General features: G+C 47.9%; 15 protein-coding genes. 14 read left to right on the top strand and 1 reads right to left on the bottom strand.

The genetic code is table 11. From position 1 onward, the window contains the following. Positions 1-209 precede the first annotated feature (209 nt). The 5 genes from L6442_RS18690 to L6442_RS18670 all read left to right on the top strand — a co-directional run bounded on the left by L6442_RS18690 (position 210) and on the right by L6442_RS18670 (position 7,541). Positions 210-1,136: an ABC transporter permease gene (locus tag L6442_RS18690; RefSeq protein ID WP_212976589.1), complete on the top strand. Its 927-nt coding sequence runs from the start codon at positions 210-212 to the stop codon at positions 1,134-1,136. Positions 1,137-1,158: 22 nt separating this feature from the next. Continuing rightward, positions 1,159-2,058, top strand: a complete 900-nt coding sequence (locus tag L6442_RS18685; RefSeq protein WP_194233453.1) for a carbohydrate ABC transporter permease — start codon at positions 1,159-1,161, stop codon at positions 2,056-2,058. A 333-nt stretch (positions 2,059-2,391) separates the two neighbouring features. Then, entirely contained in the window at positions 2,392-3,933 is a 1,542-nt protein-coding gene (locus L6442_RS18680; RefSeq protein WP_194233452.1) for an ABC transporter substrate-binding protein, read from the top strand. A 243-nt stretch (positions 3,934-4,176) separates the two neighbouring features. Continuing rightward, the gene (locus L6442_RS18675) at positions 4,177-5,928 is read left to right on the top strand and encodes a sensor histidine kinase (protein ID WP_237099984.1); all 1,752 of its coding nucleotides are present in this window, start codon (positions 4,177-4,179) and stop codon (positions 5,926-5,928) included. 14 nt (positions 5,929-5,942) lie between these two features. Next, positions 5,943-7,541: a response regulator transcription factor gene (locus L6442_RS18670; protein WP_212976588.1), complete on the top strand. Its 1,599-nt coding sequence runs from the start codon at positions 5,943-5,945 to the stop codon at positions 7,539-7,541. A 2-nt stretch (positions 7,542-7,543) separates the two neighbouring features. On the opposite strand, the gene L6442_RS18665 is transcribed toward L6442_RS18670, so the two are convergent. Next, positions 7,544-8,254, bottom strand: coding sequence for a G1 family glutamic endopeptidase (locus L6442_RS18665; protein WP_212976587.1), 711 nt, complete (start codon positions 8,252-8,254; stop codon positions 7,544-7,546). A 189-nt stretch (positions 8,255-8,443) separates the two neighbouring features. Here L6442_RS18665 and L6442_RS18660 point away from each other — a divergent pair, with 189 nt between their 5' ends. From L6442_RS18660 to L6442_RS18620, 9 genes are all read left to right on the top strand, one after another. Further along, complete coding sequence (locus tag L6442_RS18660; protein WP_237099983.1) at positions 8,444-8,635, top strand: hypothetical protein; 192 nt, start codon at positions 8,444-8,446, stop codon at positions 8,633-8,635. A gap of 133 nt (positions 8,636-8,768) precedes the next feature. Continuing rightward, positions 8,769-9,011 (top strand): hypothetical protein, encoded by a 243-nt coding sequence (locus L6442_RS18655; RefSeq protein ID WP_237099982.1) that lies wholly within the window; start codon positions 8,769-8,771, stop codon positions 9,009-9,011. A gap of 437 nt (positions 9,012-9,448) precedes the next feature. Beyond that, positions 9,449-10,498, top strand: coding sequence for an ATP synthase beta subunit C-terminal domain-containing protein (locus L6442_RS18650; protein WP_212976586.1), 1,050 nt, complete (start codon positions 9,449-9,451; stop codon positions 10,496-10,498). A gap of 28 nt (positions 10,499-10,526) precedes the next feature. After that, complete coding sequence (locus tag L6442_RS18645; RefSeq protein WP_212976585.1) at positions 10,527-11,474, top strand: acetamidase/formamidase family protein; 948 nt, start codon at positions 10,527-10,529, stop codon at positions 11,472-11,474. Positions 11,475-11,532: 58 nt separating this feature from the next. Beyond that, positions 11,533-11,967 (top strand): GNAT family N-acetyltransferase, encoded by a 435-nt coding sequence (locus L6442_RS18640; protein WP_212976584.1) that lies wholly within the window; start codon positions 11,533-11,535, stop codon positions 11,965-11,967. A gap of 192 nt (positions 11,968-12,159) precedes the next feature. Further along, complete coding sequence (locus L6442_RS18635) at positions 12,160-13,254, top strand: peptidylprolyl isomerase (protein ID WP_212976583.1); 1,095 nt, start codon at positions 12,160-12,162, stop codon at positions 13,252-13,254. A gap of 118 nt (positions 13,255-13,372) precedes the next feature. After that, positions 13,373-15,466, top strand: a complete 2,094-nt coding sequence (locus L6442_RS18630; protein ID WP_237099981.1) for a hypothetical protein — start codon at positions 13,373-13,375, stop codon at positions 15,464-15,466. 351 nt (positions 15,467-15,817) lie between these two features. After that, positions 15,818-17,560 (top strand): sensor histidine kinase, encoded by a 1,743-nt coding sequence (locus L6442_RS18625; RefSeq protein ID WP_212976582.1) that lies wholly within the window; start codon positions 15,818-15,820, stop codon positions 17,558-17,560. Further along, entirely contained in the window at positions 17,557-18,933 is a 1,377-nt protein-coding gene (locus L6442_RS18620) for a response regulator (protein ID WP_237099980.1), read from the top strand. Before L6442_RS18625 ends, L6442_RS18620 begins: the two co-directional genes overlap by 4 nt. Positions 18,934-18,995: the final 62 nt, after the last annotated feature.

The following is an 18,995-nucleotide window of genomic DNA, read 5'->3' as shown; positions in this document are numbered from 1 at the left end:
AACCTCCCTAACAAATGTATGAAAGCGCTTATGATGCCCCCCTAGCATAATGAGTCTGATGAAAGCTGTCAATCTTTGCCGCAAAACTGTCTAAAAGAAGTCATGATCGTGGTATCGGAAAGTCATCATGATAGTGGCCTGGCTTATTGCAGCGTTTTAAAATTATTTTTGTAAAGGTTTACATCACGGGTTAGCGAAGGGGCTGGAACATGGGGAAATTATCGCATTTCAGGAGAAGTCTCAAAAAGTACAAGTGGCTGCTGCTCATGACATTGCCGGGGATTGTCTATTTGTTCATCAACAACTATATCCCGATGTACGGCGTGATTCTGGCATTCAAAAACTACAACTTCGTGGATGGCATATGGGGCAGCGATTGGGCGGGATTGGACAACTTTAAATTCTTGTTTAACTCGCAGGATGCTTACATCATTACGCGGAATACCTTCCTGTACAATTTTGTCTTTATTTTGCTGAATTTGATCCTTTCCGTATTTGTCGCGCTTCTGATCAACGAAATCAAGGAGAAAGTGATCAGCCGGTTCTATCAGAGCACGTTTTTGCTGCCGCATATCATCTCAATGGTTGTGGTTGCGTATCTGGTCTACAGCTTTTTAAATGCGGACAGCGGGCTCGTGAACAGGCTGCTCATCAAATGGTTTGGCTCTGAAGGCATCTCATGGTATGGGGAGCCGAAATATTGGCCTTATATTTTGGTTATCGTTAATGCATGGAAGAACGTCGGATATCTGTCCATCATTTATTTTGCGTCGATTATCGGCATCGACAAGGAATATTATGAAGCCGCCACGATCGATGGCGCAAGCAAATGGAAGCAGATGACCCGGATTACGATCCCGCTGATCCTGCCGGTCATTACGACCATGACCCTGCTGGCTGTAAGCGGCATTCTCCGGTCGGATTTCGGTTTGTTCTATCAGGTGCCGATGAACACGGGCGCGCTGATTCCGACGACAAATACGATCGATACGTTTGTCTATCGCGCCATGATCCAATCGGGGGATATCGGCATGTCGACGGCGGCCGGATTCTATCAATCCGTGGTTTGTTTCGTACTGATCTTGGTCGCCAATACCGCAGTCAGACGCATCAATAAACGGGATGCATTATTTTAATCCGGGGGAGGGAGAAGAGACAATGAAGGAGCTTAAATTGACGAAATATATAGGTCCATCCCTGATCCATCTGTTTTTCTGGTTGTTCACCATCGTGTCTTTAGTGCCGTTTATCCTGGTTTTTATGGTGTCCATCTCCAGCGAGGATTCCATCCTACAGAACGGATATTCCTTGTTCCCGAGCCATATCAGCTTTTCGGCGTATCAATTTTTGTTTAATGATTTCTCGGAAATCGCCAAGGCATATGGGGTTACGATTTTGACTACAGTAGTCGGGACGGTGGTAAGCCTGCTGATTACGGCTTTGTTCGCATACCCGCTGTCCAGGCCGGATTTGCCGTTCCGACGCACGCTTTCCTTTTATATTTTTTTCACGATGCTGTTTGGCGGCGGAATGGTCCCTTGGTATATCACCTATGTCAACATGTTTGATTTGAAAAATACGATTATGGCGATGATCATTCCGAATTTGCTGTTAAGTGCTTTTAACGTGCTTTTGATGCGGAGCTTTTTTGCCTCAAGCATTCCGGAGTCCGTCATTGAATCTGCAACGATTGACGGCGCAAGCGAACTGAAAATATTTTTCAGCATCGTGGTTCCGCTCTCCCTGCCGATTATGGCGACGATTGGCTTGTTCAACACGCTATCTTATTGGAATGACTGGTACAACTGCATGCTGTTCATTGATAAACCGGAGTTGTATAACATCCAGTACCTCATGACCAAGACGCTTACGAACATTCAGTATTTGCTGATGAAATCCAACAGCTCGGCCCAGGTCGGGGACCTGCTCGCCAAGATGCCGAGGGAAACCGTCCGCATGGCGCTCGCGATCGTCGGAATTGCCCCTTTATTGTTCGCTTACCCGTTTTTTCAAAAGTATTACATCAGCGGAATTACAAGCGGCGCAGTGAAGGGTTAAACCAAGCGGCTTTTTAACATATCGGAAAGTAAACATCACTGCCTTGTTTCATGAGTTTATTGGGGGTCCCCGCAAAGTATTTGGAATAAGCAGCGAAGCAATGGCTCCACTCCGTACTTTTGCTCCGCAAAAGCGCTCCTCTTTGTGAGGCGCCCGGACTTCTTTCCGATACTCTCAGTACTTTTGCTCCGCAAAAGCGCCTCTGTGGGAGGCGTCGGACTTCTTTCCGATACTCTTTGCGGGGTTATTTAAAGGAGGTGGGGCTGGCAGGGTTGACGGAAGCTCCAATAAAGCTTGCCCAAGTTAAAAATTGAGAGGAGAACACCGGAAAATATGAAAAAAGCTCATCATTTGATACTTATGATCATGTTATGCGGCATGTTGGCATTAACCGGCTGCGGCAAGGGGGATTCAAACAAAACGGCAGACCAAACGGGCGGAGCGGACACCAAAACGGAATCCGGGGCGAACGGAGAAAAGTCGGATTCATCTTCGCTGAGTCCTTACAAAATTACATTGGTTTATCCGGCCTCAGCTCCCAAGGATCTGCAGCTTGTCCAGGATGAAATGAGCAAATACTTGACGGAAAAAATCAATGCCACGATCGAACTCAAACCGATTGAATGGGCGTCCTGGGATGATAAAACGAATTTGATGAAAATATCCAATGAACCGTTCGACCTGATGTTCACGGCAAGCTGGTTTTCATATCCTAAAGATGCCGCCAAAGGGCAGTATCTGGAGCTGGACGACTTGATGGCCAAGTACGGCAAAGATATTCCGGGAATCCTCGGCGATGATTTTATTAAAGGTTCCCGCATCGGCGGCAAGCTGTTTGCGCTTCCGACCAAAAAGGAATTCGGGCAGGGCTTTGGTTTTCTGCTGGACAAGAAGCTTGTGGACAAATACAAGTTTGATACAAAAGGCGTCAAATCGCTGGAAGACATGGAAGCGATGTTCAAGACGATTAAAGAAAATGAACCCGGGGTAACGCCAATCGTTTCAAGCAAATTTACGAATATTTGGGAAGCGGCCAATTATGACGGCATTGTGGCCAACCTCGCCATCCCGCGCGGCAGCAAAGAAATTAAAGCAATCGACACGCTAGAGGATCCCAAGTTTATCGAATTTTATAAACGCATGCACCAGTGGAATCAAAACGGCTGGTTTGACAAAGATATTTTAACTTCGGACTCGGACCAAGGCATGAATATGATCAAAGCCGGCAAAGCGTTTGCAGTAGCCCAATCCTTGAAGCCGGGCAAAGACAAAGAAATGAGCTTGGGCTTCGGGGTTGATGTGGTTCAGGTCGAAACGGCAGAGCCGTTTACGACGACCGGCGACGCGCAAGGCGCTATGCTCGGCATTTCGCGTACTTCCAAAGATCCGGCAAGAGCGATGATGTTCCTGAATCTGCTGTACAGCGATCCGAAGCTGCTCAACATGCTGGATTGGGGCATTGAAGGCAAACATTATGTCAAGAAATCCGAGAACGTCATCGATTTTCCGCAAGGGGTAAACGCCGACAATCAGACCTATCCGAATCCGGGAGGCTGGATGTTCGGCAATCAGTTCAACTCCTATCTGTGGGCCAATGAAGATCCGAACAAGTGGGAAGAATTCCAGAAGTTCAATGAGCGGGCCGAGCATTCCATCGCACTTGGATTCGCGTTTAACCAGGAGCCTGTCAAATCGGAGATGGCTTCGCTGGCGAACGTGGAGAAGGAGTTCGGAGCAACGCTTAGATCCGGAGCCGTGGAACCGGAGAAGATCATTGAGAAGTGGAAGGAAAAACGCAAGGCTGCAGGCTTCGATAAAATCAAGGCCGAAGTGGAAAAGCAGCTGGCGGAATGGGCCCAGACTCAGAGCAAGTAAGAGATGATTCGAAAAAAAGGGAATTCGGAAGCCGGGACTGTTCATTGAAGGTCCTACGCAGGGATTCCCTTTTTTTTCGTGAATATCTATACTCAAGTTATGAATCCAGGAAACACTGGACTTTCCTATAAGTACCTATGCATCGCGGTCGCTCAACCTTGATGTTGCCTCCATTAGGCTTTCTTATCAAACGCGGACTTTTTGAACAACCTCTATAACTTTTAATAAAGCCGGGGTCCTTTTATGAATATGTTGAATATTAAACATTCGCTTCGCTTCAAGTTAATCATCGGTTTCGTGACGATTGCGGTTCCTCTGGTAGGGCTTCTGCTCTACAACAATTATTATGCATCCAATACGATCCGGGAGCAGGTGGCGGATTCGAATAAAAACTCAATGATATTGTATTCCCACCAGATCGAAGCGGCTTTGAACAAGGAAACGAATTTTCTCTATAATATCGCCGTGGAAGATCCCAATATCGCCGCCCTTTCGCAGCTGCTTCACGATCCCGACGAATATTACCTGGCCAAAGCCAGGATATTGAACACATTCACGAGGTACCACCGGTTCGACAACAGCGTCGATCTGCAATTTATCTATTCAGTGCAAAAACAGGATTTATTCACCACGCCGATCAAAACGAAATCCTATGAAGAGTTTATGGCCATCAAAACCACCATTGAGAAGCTGGTCAAGGAGGTCCGTCCGGAGAGCGGTTATTTCCGGGAATGGAAAGCTACCGAGTACAGCCGGGGGAAATACGCCTTAATCCGGCTTGTTGATACGGGAGACAATTTCTATCTTGGGGCTTTTGTGGAGCTTGAAAATTTAATGATCCCGCTGGATCTGATCCATTTGGAGGATGGTTTTGCCGGTTTCGCGAGTTCTGAGGGGGAACTGATCACGAGTTCGCCTGGGATTGGTCCGAGCCGCCTGGACCCCTCGCTTGCACCTGAATCCAATGAGGTATACCAGGTTGTAGAAACGGATGACCGCAAATATATCGTCGTTATGAATCAGATCCAGGGAACGGACGTCATTTTAAGCGCGTTTATTCCGGAGTCCCAGATGCTGAAAAATTTATATCATTTCCGCAGAGGGATTCTGATTATTTCCGGGATTGCGCTCATTATTTTGTTCATTTATCTGGTTTATCTCAATGATATTATCCTAAAGCCCATGAACAATCTGGTTCGCGGGATGCGGAGAATTAAACATGGCGACTGGGATACCCGGCTTCAATCCTCAAAGTCAAAAGAATTCGCGATCATCAACGAAACCTTTAACAGTATGGCATCCGAAATTCATCGGCTGAAAATCAGCGTGTATGAAGAACAGATCAAAGCGCATAAAGCGGAACTCAAACATTTGCAGCTTCAGATCAACCCTCATTTTCTATTGAACTCCATCAACATCGTATACAATCTGGCGGAGATTAAAAATTACAGCGTCATCCAGCTCATGTGCATGAACTTGGTAAAATATTTCCGTTTCACGACCAAAACCAACCAGGTGGCAGTGACGGTTGCGGAAGAAATGGAGCATATGGAGAGTTATATCAAAATCCAGCAGGTTCGCTTTCCGGAACGCATCACTTATGAAATTCGTATTTCGAACGGCGCGGAAAAGGCGGCGATTCCACCGCTGCTGATTCAGCCTTTTATCGAAAACGCCATCAAATATGGCTTTGATTTCATGGACCATCCGTTCCATATCGCCATTGACATTCGCTTGTTTGAAGAGGAACAGGTGGAAATGGTCATATGGGACAACGGCAACGGCTTTTCCCAAGAGGTGCTGGAGCAGCTGCAGTCAGGGGGTTATAAGGAAAATCAAAACGGGGAGCATTTGGGGATTTCCAATGTACAGTATCGGCTAAAACATATATTCGGGCAAAAAAGCCAGCTTGAATTCGATAATGCACCAGGCGCAGGGGCAAGGGTTCGAATCGTACTTCCTTTCCGGACGGTAGAGCAGTTCACTTCATATTGAATGGAGGTAGTGCTATGTATAAGGCATTGATCGTCGACGATGAGATTTATGCGGTTATGGGAATCAAAAGCGGCGTAAAGTGGCAGGAATTGCAGGTATCCGAGGTATACGAGGCCTACAATATGCGGGACGCGCTGCGGGTGTTTGAACGTACTCCGGTTGATGTGATGATTTGCGACATTGAAATGCCCAAAGGAACAGGTATCGAGCTGTTGGAGCGGGTGAATGAGATCTCGCCCGAGACGGAGACGATTTTCCTGACAGCCCATTCCGATTTCGATTTCATGAAAAGAGCCATTCAGTTGGATGGCTTCGACTATCTGTTAAAGCCGATCGAATTCGATGTACTTCAGGATACGATTGCCAAGGCCTTAAGATCGATCAAACAGGAACGCGAATTACATATGCTCCGTGAGCAATACAAGCCGTATTATGAGAGATGGCGCAAAAAGAAGTCTCTTATTACGGATAAATTTTGGAATGATCTATTATCAGGCAGAGTCGTTTGTTCGCCGAACAATGTCGTCGGCATTTTGGAAGAGCATGAGCTTATGGAACTACAGCATGCGGTATTCCTTCCCATTCTGGTCAGCGTGGAATCCTGGCTGCGTGAGTTCAGTACCAAAGATGAGGAGATCATGGAGTATGCCATTCGCAAAGGCGCATCCGAGATGCTGCTTCCATCCGGAAAGGGCGAGGTTATTCAGACCAAACAAGGCGTCAATGTCGTGATAGCCTTCGGAGAGGATGGGCAGGCAGATGGCGATTTTGATATCCATGCACGCTGTGAAAAATATATCCGGAATTGCCATCATTATTTTGGCTGCAACCTATCGTGTTATATCGGCAAAAGCTCGTCGATCTACGATATTGCGGATACGTACGGGCAATTGCTGGAGATGGAATACAATAATTTGAATAAATCCAATCAAGTGTACACCTTGGCGGCGCAAGGCACGCAATCCATCAAAGCAATGATCCCGCGGATTTCGACGTGGACGATTCTGCTGGAACAGGGCAAGCTGGAGGAACTGCAGCGGGAGATCCGCTCTCGGATAACGGAGATGGGAAAGATGCCAGGTCTTTCCCTGAATGAACTGGAGGGATTCCGTCACGAGTTCATGCAGATGGTACATTATATTCTCCATAAAAATGGGCTTTCCGCCTTCGAATTGTTCCAGGATCAAGAGGGACTTCTCTTAAGCGCCCAGCCGCGAAATCTTCAGCAAATGGAAGCCTTGTCCCTCCAGTTGGTCCGGATCATCTACGATCAATTGCACCAAAACCATTCCGTCATCCAGCGGGTGAAATACTATATTACGGAGAATCTGGGCGAGCAGATCACAAGGGAACAGCTTGCCAGTTACGTGCATCTCAATCCGGCTTATCTATCCCGCCTGTTTAAACGCGAGGTAGGCGAGTCCATCACGGATTATATCCTGCATGTCCGCATGTCGCTGGCAAAAGATCTCATCACGACGACAAGCATTCCGATTTCGGATGTGGCCAAAACCTTCGGCTACCATAACTTTTCTCATTTCTCTAAGATGTTCAGAAAAGTATATCAGGTTTCTCCGCAGCAGTTCAGGCAGCAATCCGCCCAAATTCAGTAAAGTTATGAGCGCTTTGGTTTTCTGACTGGGCCGCTGGCTCGGCCGATCAGATTCGTAACGGCAAAAGCATCGCCCGCCGCGCTGGGTTTACCGGGAATCGAGGTTACATTGTTGTTCTGCAGCATGGTGCCGCGATTCTCCGGAGTCAGCATCGGATTTTTGCCGTTTAACCGGCAGCCGGTAAAATACACCTTCGAAATCCTCGCCAACTTCGAAATGCTGGCCCCAACTTGGGGTGCTTCTACGATCCACTCGGCCGAAGCCTGCGGGCCTCTGTACCGTTTGATTGTGCGAAAAACCCAGTTTCGGCTTGTATTGCGGAGGCTGATCAGCCAAGTGCTGCCTTTGAGTTTGGAAATAACCGCTTTCATGTGGTCACCGGGGTGAACAGGCTTCGGGATGAGCGTCATCGTTTGGGGGAGGATTTCCCACCATGCGTAATAATGGGCTTTTCCATTGACGAAGTCATGCCCGGTTCCCGTTTGGATCAAGCTGCTGTTTCCGAAACCATCGATGCCAATCCAGGCGGAAGAATAAGAATTATTTGAACTCGGCCGTACAAAAGGCACAGTCCAGTTCGCTGATATTTTACGAAAGGCGTTTTTCCGTCCCGAAACGGCATAACCGCTCCAGTTGGAGGAAACCCAGCCTAAGTTATTCGATTGCTTGACATTGGAATTTTTGACGAGGCATACTCTATTCAATCTGTTCATCAATCCACCACCCCTATCGATCTTTACGCTATTCTATGCCGTGTTTGATAGAAGAGCGTGGGGGAATGAAGATGACGAAACGCTTGTTTTTGGCAATAGAGCTGCAATTTTTATAAGATAGATGGTAACTTGCTAGGTGTATTCATCGTTTTATAGTAGGGCCCGAATGGCGAAGAATGGAGTGGAAGGATGGAAAATCAAATGGATATTTTGGATGAAACGACCGAACACATTCCGTGGCAGCGATTAACGACCGCCTATGGCAGAGGAACGGATATTCCGCGGCTAATCGAGACCCGGCAGTACAAAGTACAAAGCGTTAGCGGAATTGATCGAACATCAGAGCACCTTGTGGCAGGTGACGCCATGGGTACTGCGTGAGCTATTGCGCGATCTAAAGCGGCGCGCGGCGAGCCCTGAAAATATAACTCTGGATGAAATCGAATTATACATAGCGGTAGCATCATCCTTTTCCGGGCAGCAAATCGGATCGGGGCCTGAGGGAGAGATAAGGATGAATGAACTGCTGGATGAAAGGTATCTGTGGCCGGAGGATGAGGAAGAAGATGAGCTGCAGTGGGAAGAGGAAGAGCCCCCTGGTTACGGGCCGGAGCCGTTTTTCGGCTATTATTATTTCAGTTATTTGCTGCTGAAGCAGGCGGAGCCTGTATTTGCACCGATTCTGAACAGCAATCAGGAGCTAGCTCCGGCGATACGCGAACTTCAATCTTTGCTCCATGAGGCAGAGGCGGATTGAGGGAAGGGTTGTATGTTGAGATTTGTCCCGCTCCCATGGTCTATGATTGGCATAAACGGGAAAAGTTGCGAAAGTGCAGGCTTTTCAAGGCGAAAGGGGCTTTTTAAGGAAAAGGTTGCGAAAGTGCAAGTTTTGAGCGCGTGATCTCGGTATGACGAGGAAAATAAGTAAAATTATTGCACTTTCGCATCAATTTAACGTATGTATGGTGAGATTCGAGCAAAAAAATGCAGAATCGCAACTTTTTGCTCATCATGCTAGAGATAGTCCCCGCCTGTCCCACATTTATCAACATTATCCCCTTCAATAATCTCGTAAAAACGATCTGTCTTCCATGAGGATGCGTGGACAGGCGTTTTTTTTGTGTGTAAAAATTTGTATTTACTTTTAAAGGTATATATATTACTATATAAAGTAATTACAGGAGGTGGATAAATATGGATGAACTGCATCTGAATGTAGCTCTGCTAAGGGCCCGCGTGCCGAATTTAACGGTTGCTGCCCGTACAGCGGGGCTGCGTCCAGCTACGGTATCAAATCTTTGCACAGGGAAAATTCCGGTCGGAAAGGCGGAGGTTCGGACATTGGCCATGCTTGCGGATCTTGCCGGCTGCACAATGGACGAACTCATTATCCGCGGCAAACCGCTGGAAATGCTTGAAACGGGAATCAAGGTTTTGGATTTATTGGCGCCGGTCGTTAAGGGAGGCATGGTCGGATTAGTGGCCCGTCCGGGCACAGGCCAGATGGCTTTGCTGGCTGAGCTCATAAACCGATTCAGAAAAAAGGATTTTGCAACGATCTTTTGGAAGCCCAGCGAGCATACGGCGGGGGTTGATGAATTGCTGCAAGAGTCTGAGGATGTTTGCTTAACGGCTGAGGAAATTTTCGGCCGGATTGTTCATCATGCTGAACGAAGGGATGTGATCTTGGGGGCTGATCGTTCTATGGTTTTATCCGGCGAGATGGATGATATGAAAGAAAAGCTCAAGTCTTTAGGCGTTCGCCCGGTTACGACGCTTCTCGTTGATGTCAGCGGTGATGCGGTGGACGAAGAGATGCCATATGGGCCATTAGATACTTTCCTTAGATTTGATACGGAGCTAACGACAAGGCGACTATTCCCGGCCATCGACCCGATCGTTTCAACTTCCGTCCTATTGGAAGGATCGCAGTTGGAGCCCCAGCATCTGTCCATTCAGCAGCAGGCCAGAAAATTAATGCGCCGTTATCGGGAGCTGCGGCCTTTGGTTCAATTCAGGGGGGCAGCGAAGCTCCCGGAAACGGATCAATTGTTATATCTCCGGGGAGAAAGATTGGAAGCCTATCTGTCACAACCTTTTTATATTGCCGAGCCATACACCAAGAAAAAGGCGGAATGGATTCCTTTCCACGAAATGTTGGAGGACGTGAGGATCATCCTGGATGGCGGGGCCGACCATGTTTCAATCGATGAGCTGTATTTTACGGGACGATTAAAAGTTTAATATTGATTCCTTATTGGAGGCGGATGATATGGCGGTACATGAAATTCGATTATGTCGAGAAGCTTTGATCGGGTGTTTTACGAAAGATACCGAGCCGTTAATCACTGTTTCATCGGGAGATTCGATTCGTTTTCAAGCCCCGGATGCGGCCTGGGGGGGAGGACCTTCATATAAGGAGCGGGTTAAGCCGTTTGCCAGAAGAGATAAGCTGGATGGCGGCCATGCTTTAATCGGCCCGATCTGTATCGAAAATGCCAAACGGGGAATGACTCTGGCCATTCAGTTCAACCGGATTGTCCCCGGAAAATATGGATTTACTTGTGCGGGACAATATCCCAATTGGCAAAATCAAAAGCTGCATCTGACGGAATACCAAGAAATCACTATAGATTGGACGTTGGATAAAGAAAACATGGAAGGCAGCTGCCGGATGAACGACGCGGCTTATTCTGTACCGCTCAACCCTTTTATGGGCGTAATTGGCATGCCTCCTGAAGAGGAGGGGATTCATTCTACCTGGCCGCCCCGTTTTTGCGGAGGGAATATCGATTGCAAAGAACTTGTAACCGGCAGCACATTGTATTTGCCCGTACCCGTAGATGGAGGATATTTGGCTATAGGCGACGGGCATGCGGCGCAAGGGGATGGCGAGGTGAGCTGCCAGGCGATCGAATGTCCGATGGATGAGGTTGAAGTCACCATTCATTTGCTGGAAGATTTGCGTTTGGCATATCCGCGGGCCGATACGCCTGCCGGGTGGCTTGCTTTTGGTTTCCATGAGGATTTGAACGAAGCGACGGTCTATGCTCTTGACGGCATGCTTGATTTGATGGGAGAGTTATATGGTTTGGACCGGGTTCAAGCGATGGCTCTGGGCAGCGCTGTCATTGATCTAAGGGTCACCCAGATTGTAAACGGCGTGAAAGGAGTGCATGCTTGTCTGCCGCATGGAGCAATGAAGCGGGTTCAAGTTTAACCTGACCGGGAAATTTTGTTATTATATATTTATACTTTTTACCGGGAAGGTGAGTTACATGGCTATCAGATGGGCAGAAAACAGCGATCTGCCATGGATTAATGAGCAGTACGAGAAGATCGGATTTGTTCCAAGCAGTCTGGAGCGCGAAGAGATCGCGATCGTAACGCATAATGGACGAAACGCCGGTGTAGGACGACTAGTTCTCCTAAACGAGAAGGAAGCCGAGATGGGCGGGATCTATATCCTTGAGCAATTTCGCGGGCTTTCTCTTGCGCATGAATTGGTCGGCTGTTTGGTGGATAAGTCCCGAAGCTTAGGTTTGGAATCGGTTTATTGCATTCCGTTTCGGGAGCTGGAGCATTTTTATGAAAAATTCGGGTTTGCAAGAGTGGATCCTTCCATCTCATCGGTAAACCAAAAGGTGTTGGAGAAATACAACTGGTGCATCCGGCAATATGAGAAACCGGTTATTTTGCAAAAATTAGCCTAAGGCAGGCTGTAAGCCAAACGCTTGGAGAGAATCTCCAGGCTTTTTTTGTATTCTACCTAAGTCTTTTGTAAACAAGTAAAAAAATTATAAGCGAAAGTAAATGAATTGAAATTGTTAGCGTTTACAATCGGGTCTACAATGGAAAGACAATCCATAATAATCGACATATCAGTGCAGGAGGCGGGGGAGATCATGGCGGAAAAGAAGCGTCTGCGGGTCAAAACTAAATGGACGATTGCGGGCTTGCTTGTTCTCACCGTATGTACTACAGCTGCGTTCGCGAAAGGGGGGCTCAAGGCCGATGAACAGGGCGACGAGGTCATGGCGACCGTTGACGGAATTCCAGTGACTGTGCCGGAATATAACAGAGCTATTCAAATGAACAAGTCCAGAATCATGAATTATTTTCACGAGAAATACAGTGCTGAACAGACCCCCTCGTTTTGGACAACCTCTTTTGCCGGCGAAATCCCTTTGGAAATATTGAAAAAAACGGCTCTGAATGAAAGCGTCAACATCAAGGTCAGACAAATGGCTGCTAAAGAGCAAGGCGTGCTGAAGGATATCAGCTATCGGGGATTTTTGAATCAGCTTGAGCAGGAAAATGAGCGCAGGACGAAGGCTGCCGCTAATCATCAGATTATCTATGGGCCTGTTCAATATAACGAGGATGCTTATTTTGAATATATCATGACGAATGCCGCAACTGCCGTAAAGCAGAAGCTGGATAAGAAACTAAAACCCGGCGAACAGACATTGAAGTCCTTTTATGATGCACATAAAAAAGAGCTTTACCTAAATCCAGGCGATGTGAAGGTTCTCAGTATATCTGCTTCGTATTTGGATTCCAGGCAGCAGATCGATTTGGGCAAGAAAGAACAAGTTCGAGAGAGGCTGGAGGAAGCGGCGGTCAGGCTGGCAGCCGGCACGTCTTTTGCGGAGGCGGCCAAAGCTTATTCCGATCAGGGAACCGAGCAGGAGCTTGTTTTCCATCTCGGAAGTGAGCGGCAAAACTCCAGAAGCCCGGTAGCGGGAGCTGCGGCATGGATGAAGCCCGGGGATATGAGCGGCATCATCGACGAGAACGGCAGACTTTATCTGCTGAAGTGTGTCGACAAAACAGAGCCGGGAACGGCATATCAAGCCTTTGGCGAGAACAAGGAGCAAGTCCGTAAAGATTATATCGATAACGAATATGAGGAAATCATCCGGAACAAGCTGTCCGAAGCGGACATCCACGTGAATGAAGAGCGGTACAACGCTTGGAACTTCAATCACATCCAATAAGCAAAGCTTCACATTTATGTAAACGCTTCACAGAATGCCTGTGGTGCTATTACATATGGCGGATACAGGGAAACAACTTGGATTTCCGCCAAAGAATCCAAAAAGGAGGATCAGGCATATGTTGAAAAGGACAGCAAGAAAAATGATGAGCATGATGTCGGCGATCATTTTGTTGTCAGGCATTACAGCGATCGTCCCATCGCCAGCCAAAGCCGAGACGGCGCGGGGGACAACGTATTATGTGGACAATGTAAGCGGCGACGACGGCAATGCCGGCACGAATCCCGATACGGCCTGGAAGTCGCTTGCCAAAGTCAATGCGACGACCTTTGCGCCTGGGGACCATATTTTGTTCAAGGCTGGAGGCTCCTGGCAGGGCCAGTTGTGGCCTAAGGGCTCGGGTATGGAAGGCAGTCCGATCATCATCGATATGTACGGGACAGGCAGTAAGCCGCTTATCGCTGGCGTCACCTCAGAGCTGCAGACGGTTTTCCTGAAAAACCAGGAGTACTGGGAAATCAGTAACCTGGAAGTCACGAATCCCTCATCGGAACCGTTCACAAGAGATTGGAAAGGCAAGCGCGGGGAACGGCGCGGCGTTTATGTTTTGAACGAGGAAAAGGGCATTTTGAACCATATTTATATTAAAAATCTTAATATCCACGACGTTGATGGCGTGTATACAACAAGATCCGGCGGTATTATTTTCGATTCCGTGGGTTCATGGGTGCCGAGCGCGTTCAACGATGTCCTCATCGACGGCAATACGTTAACCGATGTGGATGCTTACGGGATTTATATCAGCTCGAACTGCATTCTGCGTTACGGCATGGGCGATTTGTGGGAATGGGTGCCCAAACCATACGGACCTTGGACCCCTTCTACCAACGTGAAAATTTCCAACAATACCGTCGTACGGGCGGCAACGGGCGGCATTGCCTGGAATGTGACGGACGGCGCGGTGGTGGAACATAATACCGTTCAAGAAGCCACCTATTTGGCTACGAACGCTTCGATCTGGTGGGCTTATGCGGATAACAGCATCGTTCAATACAATGAATCATTTGCAAGCCGCAACGGCTCGGAGGACGGAACGGGGTTCGACGTAGATGCCGGTAATCTGGGCTCGTTGGTGCAATACAATTACAGCCATGACAATGCCGGCGGGTTTATGCTCTATGTCAATGATACCTATAACACGATCAATACGATCGTAAGATACAACATCAGCCAAGACGACAAGGCCCGCATCTTCCGCTACAGCGGTTCGATCGATACGGTGCTGAACTACAACAACACCATTTATGTCGGCGCGGGTTCGGGCAATCCGGTCATGAGCGATTACTTCACGAAATCTTCCGGCAGTCCGAAAAATATATATAACTATAACAATGTGTATTACAGCGTGGGGGACAGGGGCTGGAATTTAACCGGACAAACCTTTGACAGCAACGCTTATTACGGCGGTAAAACATTGGTGAATGCAGATGCCCATAAAGTGACGGCGAATCCGAAATTCGTGAATCCGGGCAGCGGCGGAACAGGTATGGGTACCGTGGATGGTTACAAGCTGCAAAGCGATTCTCCGCTGATCGGGGCAGGCGTGCCTATTGCCGATAACGGGGGAAGGGACTACTTCGGCAATCCGCTGTACAACGGCGACCCGGACATTGGAGCATTCGAATATCAAGGAAACGTGCCTCCGGCAACCGGAAAACCGCCGATCGTATATACGCCTGCGCCAATTAAGCCATTACCGACGCCGCCTGGGCCGGAACCCGGCAATTTGGCGCCGCTCGCGACAGCATCGGCTTCTGTAGCGACTTTGTCCACCAGCTCCATCAAAAGCCTGACGGACGGATCGTATGACAAAGCTTGGTCCAGCGTAGACAAGGGCGTGACGTTTCCGAACTATATCACGCTTGATTTCGGCAGCAAGCAGGTAACCGTCAATCAACTGAAAATCGTAACGAGATTCGGAACGGGGCAAGGTGTCACGAAGTTTGATCTTGAATATTTCGATGGCGCAAACTGGCTGCCTTTGAAGACCGGCGTTGAATGGGTATGGCAGTACAGCGATCAGACGAACGAAGCGAAGACCCTCGATTTTGACCAGACCACGGCTGCGAAATTCAGGCTGAAAATTGGTGCAGCGAATCTGAAGTGGGGTAACTTCGCGATCAATGAGCTTGAAATGTACAATCGACGCTAGTCAGCCATTTTTCGAGATATAAGGAAGCTCCTCTTATTCGAAGCCTGCCCTTTCTTGTATCTTGGCAAAAAGAGAATCTCCCCATAGGGATGGTTCTTTTTTTGTTTAGCACTATACTAAATTCTATATATGTTGAATTCAAGAAAAGGAATAGGCAAGACGGAGAAATGATTCTGGAGAAGCGAAGCGTTCGCCTTTGTGAGCAGATTTCGACTATGGCTGAGTTCAAATCAAAGAAATCTGTGAGCAACAGCGATCGGAAGAACATTTCTCCTGGCTGCCTTCTACGTTTCAATCATTGGTTCAACATATATACCAACACCCATCATGATTCGAAAACGGGGGGAAGGCATGAAACTTCAGGCCGCGGGAAAAGCAAAATGGTTCGTATACCAAAAAATAATCATTGTTTTTGTCTTGTTTTTGGTTCCGCTAATTTCGATGAATATTTGGCTGAACTACAAAGGCATGTCCATCACGAAGCATGCGATCCTGAATTCTTCATTGGCGGGAGCTTCTTTTTATTCCAAGCAGTTGGATAAAGAAATGTATTTTATACGGAATTTACAGCTGCAGCTGCTTAATGACAGAGACCTGCAGAAGCTTAGCTTCCGCGGCAGCATGCTTGAGAATTATGAGGAAGTGGAGCTTATCGATCAGGTCAGGGACCGTTTGGCTACGCTGCTGGTTTCCAGCGAATATGTAGTGAACGCGGGCGTCTATGTCGAGGCGGTGGGTAAAACCATTTCAACGATGTCGGGCGTAACCGCGACGCCAAATGCGGAAATGCAGCTGATTACCTCCATGATGACCGTCAAGCCGAAGCCGTCTTTCTATCGCAGCGGGGACCGGATTTTTCTGATTGAAACCGAGAATAACGGAGGGGTGTGTTCATACATCGAGCTTTCCAGACCGAAGCTGCTTGAGGCCTTGGGTCAAATCGCCAAGCTATATGAGGAGTCGGAGGTGCTGCTTGGAAGCAAGGAATTGGGCACCGTGCTGACGACGGCGAGCGATCGGCAGGAATCGAATGCCATCTTGGATCTGCTTGACAACCAAAGCATTCCCGACCCCAATGTGCCGGAGATTAAACGGATGAATGGAATCAGCTATTTTGTCGTCCAGAACGAAGTCAGTTCGCTGCAGTTATCCCTGATCATGTATGTGAACCAAAATGAGATCACCCGGCCTTTGAGCCAGTTTACGACCTGGTTTTATACGCTGTTTATCATTGCGGTTATCGTTATGGTGCTGTATTCTTTTTCCGTCAATTTGATGATTCACAGGCCGCTGTCGAAGCTGGTCAAAGCTTTTCATATGATCGAAACCGATAATTTGAATATCATGATCGAATCGAGGACAAAGGACGAGTTCCACTACGTGTTTAACGGCTTTAACAATATGGTCCAGAAGCTGAAAAATTCGATTGAGGAAAACTATGAGCAAAAGATCGCATTGCAGCATTCCCAGTTAAAACAGCTTCAGTCCCAAATCAATCCCCATTTTTTGTATAACAGCTTTTTTAATATTTATATGATGTGCAAGGTCGGGGACTCGGACAGCGCCGCGGAGTTATCCCAAAAGTTGGGGAACTACTACCAGTACATCACAAGGAGCGGGTCGGATGAAGTGCCGTTTTACAAGGAATACCGGCATGCGCTGGATTATTGCGAGATTCAGTGCATCCGTTTCTCCAACCGGATTGCTTACGAATATGAGGAAATCACGGGAGTTCCGCCTTCCATTTCCGTACCGCGGCTGATCATCCAGCCCTTGGTCGAAAATGTGTTTGAACACGCTTTCGAAGATGGTATGATGGAGGGCATGGTTTATATCGCTACTAGATATGAGGAAGGAAAATTGCGCGTTACGGTGGAGGACAACGGTCATCTGGCCACGGACGAGATGATCGAACAATTGCGGGATAAGCTCGCCAAAGATTCGAAGCATATGGAAAAAACGGGATTAGTTAACGTGAACAACCGGCTGCAGCTGAAATACGGGCCTGAAAGCGGGCTGTTCGTCTCGCGCAGTTCATACGGCGGGATGAGGGTGGATCTGATCATTAAGAGTGGAAATGAGGAGGTACAATGATGTACAGACTGCTGATCGTAGACGACGAACCTGTCATTGTAAACGGCCTGGTTCAACTTTTTCGGGAGAATGACCAATTCGAACTGGATGTGTGCAAAGCGTATTCCGCCAAAGAAGCGATTGAGATCGCGAAAAAAATGAAGCTGGATATCCTTGTGAGCGATATCCGCATGCCGCAAAAGAGCGGGCTGCAGTTGATGGATGAGATCCTCTACTATTGGCCGCTGTGCCGGGTTATTTTTTTGACCGGATACAGCGAATTCGATTACGTTCATGAAGCTATCCGCAAAAACGTGGACAATTACATTTTGAAGACCGAGGGCATCGATCCTATTTTCGAAGCCGTGAGGGAGGCAACAAACAAGCTTGATACGGAAAACCGCCGCAGAATTCAAGAGGAGCAGGCGAAACTACATTTTGAAATCGCGGAACCGCTGCTGCGAAGCGAGTTGGTAGACAGAGTGTTGAATGGCGAGCCGATACATAAGCTTTTGTCCGAACCCCGGTATGAAGGGCTTAATTTTCATATCGCAGCCGACCGGGCCGCATTTTATTTGATCGGTAGGATTGAGTGCAAGGAGGATGGGAATACCCGGACTCTGATTGCATCCGTTCAAAGAGCTTTTCGCAATTACCTGCCAGCTTCGTTTGCTTGCGAGCCCGCTGTAATGGAAGAAATGCCTATATGGCTGCTTCAGCCCGGGGAGGAGCTTCTTGCGCGTTTTCAAAATCCTGAGTCTGCCGGAGAACTGAATTGGAACGGGATTACGGTCTATATGAGGGGGATACTGGAGCTCATTCAGAATGAATGTGAAGAATTGCTTGGCGCTTCCGTTTCTTTCGGCATATCGGGCAACCTGAATGGACGCTGGGATACCGCCCGGCAGCAATTCGAGACACTGCGGTCCATGCTGCGGGGCAGGGCTCTATTAGATCAAAAGATGGTCATTGTCGACATCGAAAAGAAAAATATGCATGAGGAGGCTTTGTATGAGCGGGGCCGGATGCAGCAGGATGAGATGAAGCTTTTTGTCATCGACCAGATTCACAGGTACATACTCGAGCATTTATCAGGTGACCTTTCGCTGACGGCCATCGCGGAGGAGGTCCATTTCAATCCGTCTTATCTGTCTCGTTATTATAAGCAAATGACGGGACATAATCTGCTCGAATACATTCAGACGAAAAGGCTGGAAGGAGCGCTTCATCTGATGCGGGAGACGAACCTGAAGCTGAATGAAATCGCCGCCCGGGTCGGATTCGATTCGCATTCCTATTTCACGACGTTTTTCAAGAAAAAGATGGGGATTTCTCCCCAGGAATACCGCAACGCCGGAATGAGTTCCATAGTTGGCCGACAAACAAGTCAATAAAGTGAAAGCAAAGTAAAAAACTCAAAATTGATAGCGTTTTCTCCCTGAATCTATAATTAATT

Source organism: Paenibacillus azoreducens, assembly GCF_021654775.1.
In the GTDB taxonomy this organism is placed as follows: domain Bacteria; phylum Bacillota; class Bacilli; order Paenibacillales; family Paenibacillaceae; genus Paenibacillus_AQ; species Paenibacillus_AQ azoreducens.
Note: the sequence above shows the minus strand (reverse complement) of the source record. Positions and strands in the feature narration are given on the sequence as shown.

Excerpts from the sequence above, each read along its gene's own strand:
- L6442_RS18640 (WP_212976584.1), top strand. The coding sequence starts at position 11,533 with ATGGCTATCAGATGGGCAGAAAACAGCGATCTGCCATGGATTAATGAG.
- L6442_RS18680 (WP_194233452.1), top strand. The coding sequence starts at position 2,392 with ATGAAAAAAGCTCATCATTTGATACTTATGATCATGTTATGCGGCATG.
- L6442_RS18630 (WP_237099981.1), top strand. The coding sequence starts at position 13,373 with ATGTTGAAAAGGACAGCAAGAAAAATGATGAGCATGATGTCGGCGATC.
- L6442_RS18655 (WP_237099982.1), top strand. The coding sequence starts at position 8,769 with ATGAATGAACTGCTGGATGAAAGGTATCTGTGGCCGGAGGATGAGGAA.
- L6442_RS18660 (WP_237099983.1), top strand. The coding sequence starts at position 8,444 with ATGGAAAATCAAATGGATATTTTGGATGAAACGACCGAACACATTCCG.
- L6442_RS18675 (WP_237099984.1), top strand. The coding sequence starts at position 4,177 with ATGAATATGTTGAATATTAAACATTCGCTTCGCTTCAAGTTAATCATC.
- L6442_RS18650 (WP_212976586.1), top strand. The coding sequence starts at position 9,449 with ATGGATGAACTGCATCTGAATGTAGCTCTGCTAAGGGCCCGCGTGCCG.
- L6442_RS18690 (WP_212976589.1), top strand. The coding sequence starts at position 210 with ATGGGGAAATTATCGCATTTCAGGAGAAGTCTCAAAAAGTACAAGTGG.
- L6442_RS18670 (WP_212976588.1), top strand. The coding sequence starts at position 5,943 with ATGTATAAGGCATTGATCGTCGACGATGAGATTTATGCGGTTATGGGA.
- L6442_RS18620 (WP_237099980.1), top strand. The coding sequence starts at position 17,557 with ATGATGTACAGACTGCTGATCGTAGACGACGAACCTGTCATTGTAAAC.
- L6442_RS18685 (WP_194233453.1), top strand. The coding sequence starts at position 1,159 with ATGAAGGAGCTTAAATTGACGAAATATATAGGTCCATCCCTGATCCAT.
- L6442_RS18625 (WP_212976582.1), top strand. The coding sequence starts at position 15,818 with ATGAAACTTCAGGCCGCGGGAAAAGCAAAATGGTTCGTATACCAAAAA.
- L6442_RS18645 (WP_212976585.1), top strand. The coding sequence starts at position 10,527 with ATGGCGGTACATGAAATTCGATTATGTCGAGAAGCTTTGATCGGGTGT.
- L6442_RS18635 (WP_212976583.1), top strand. The coding sequence starts at position 12,160 with ATGGCGGAAAAGAAGCGTCTGCGGGTCAAAACTAAATGGACGATTGCG.
- L6442_RS18665 (WP_212976587.1), bottom strand. The coding sequence starts at position 8,254 with ATGAACAGATTGAATAGAGTATGCCTCGTCAAAAATTCCAATGTCAAG.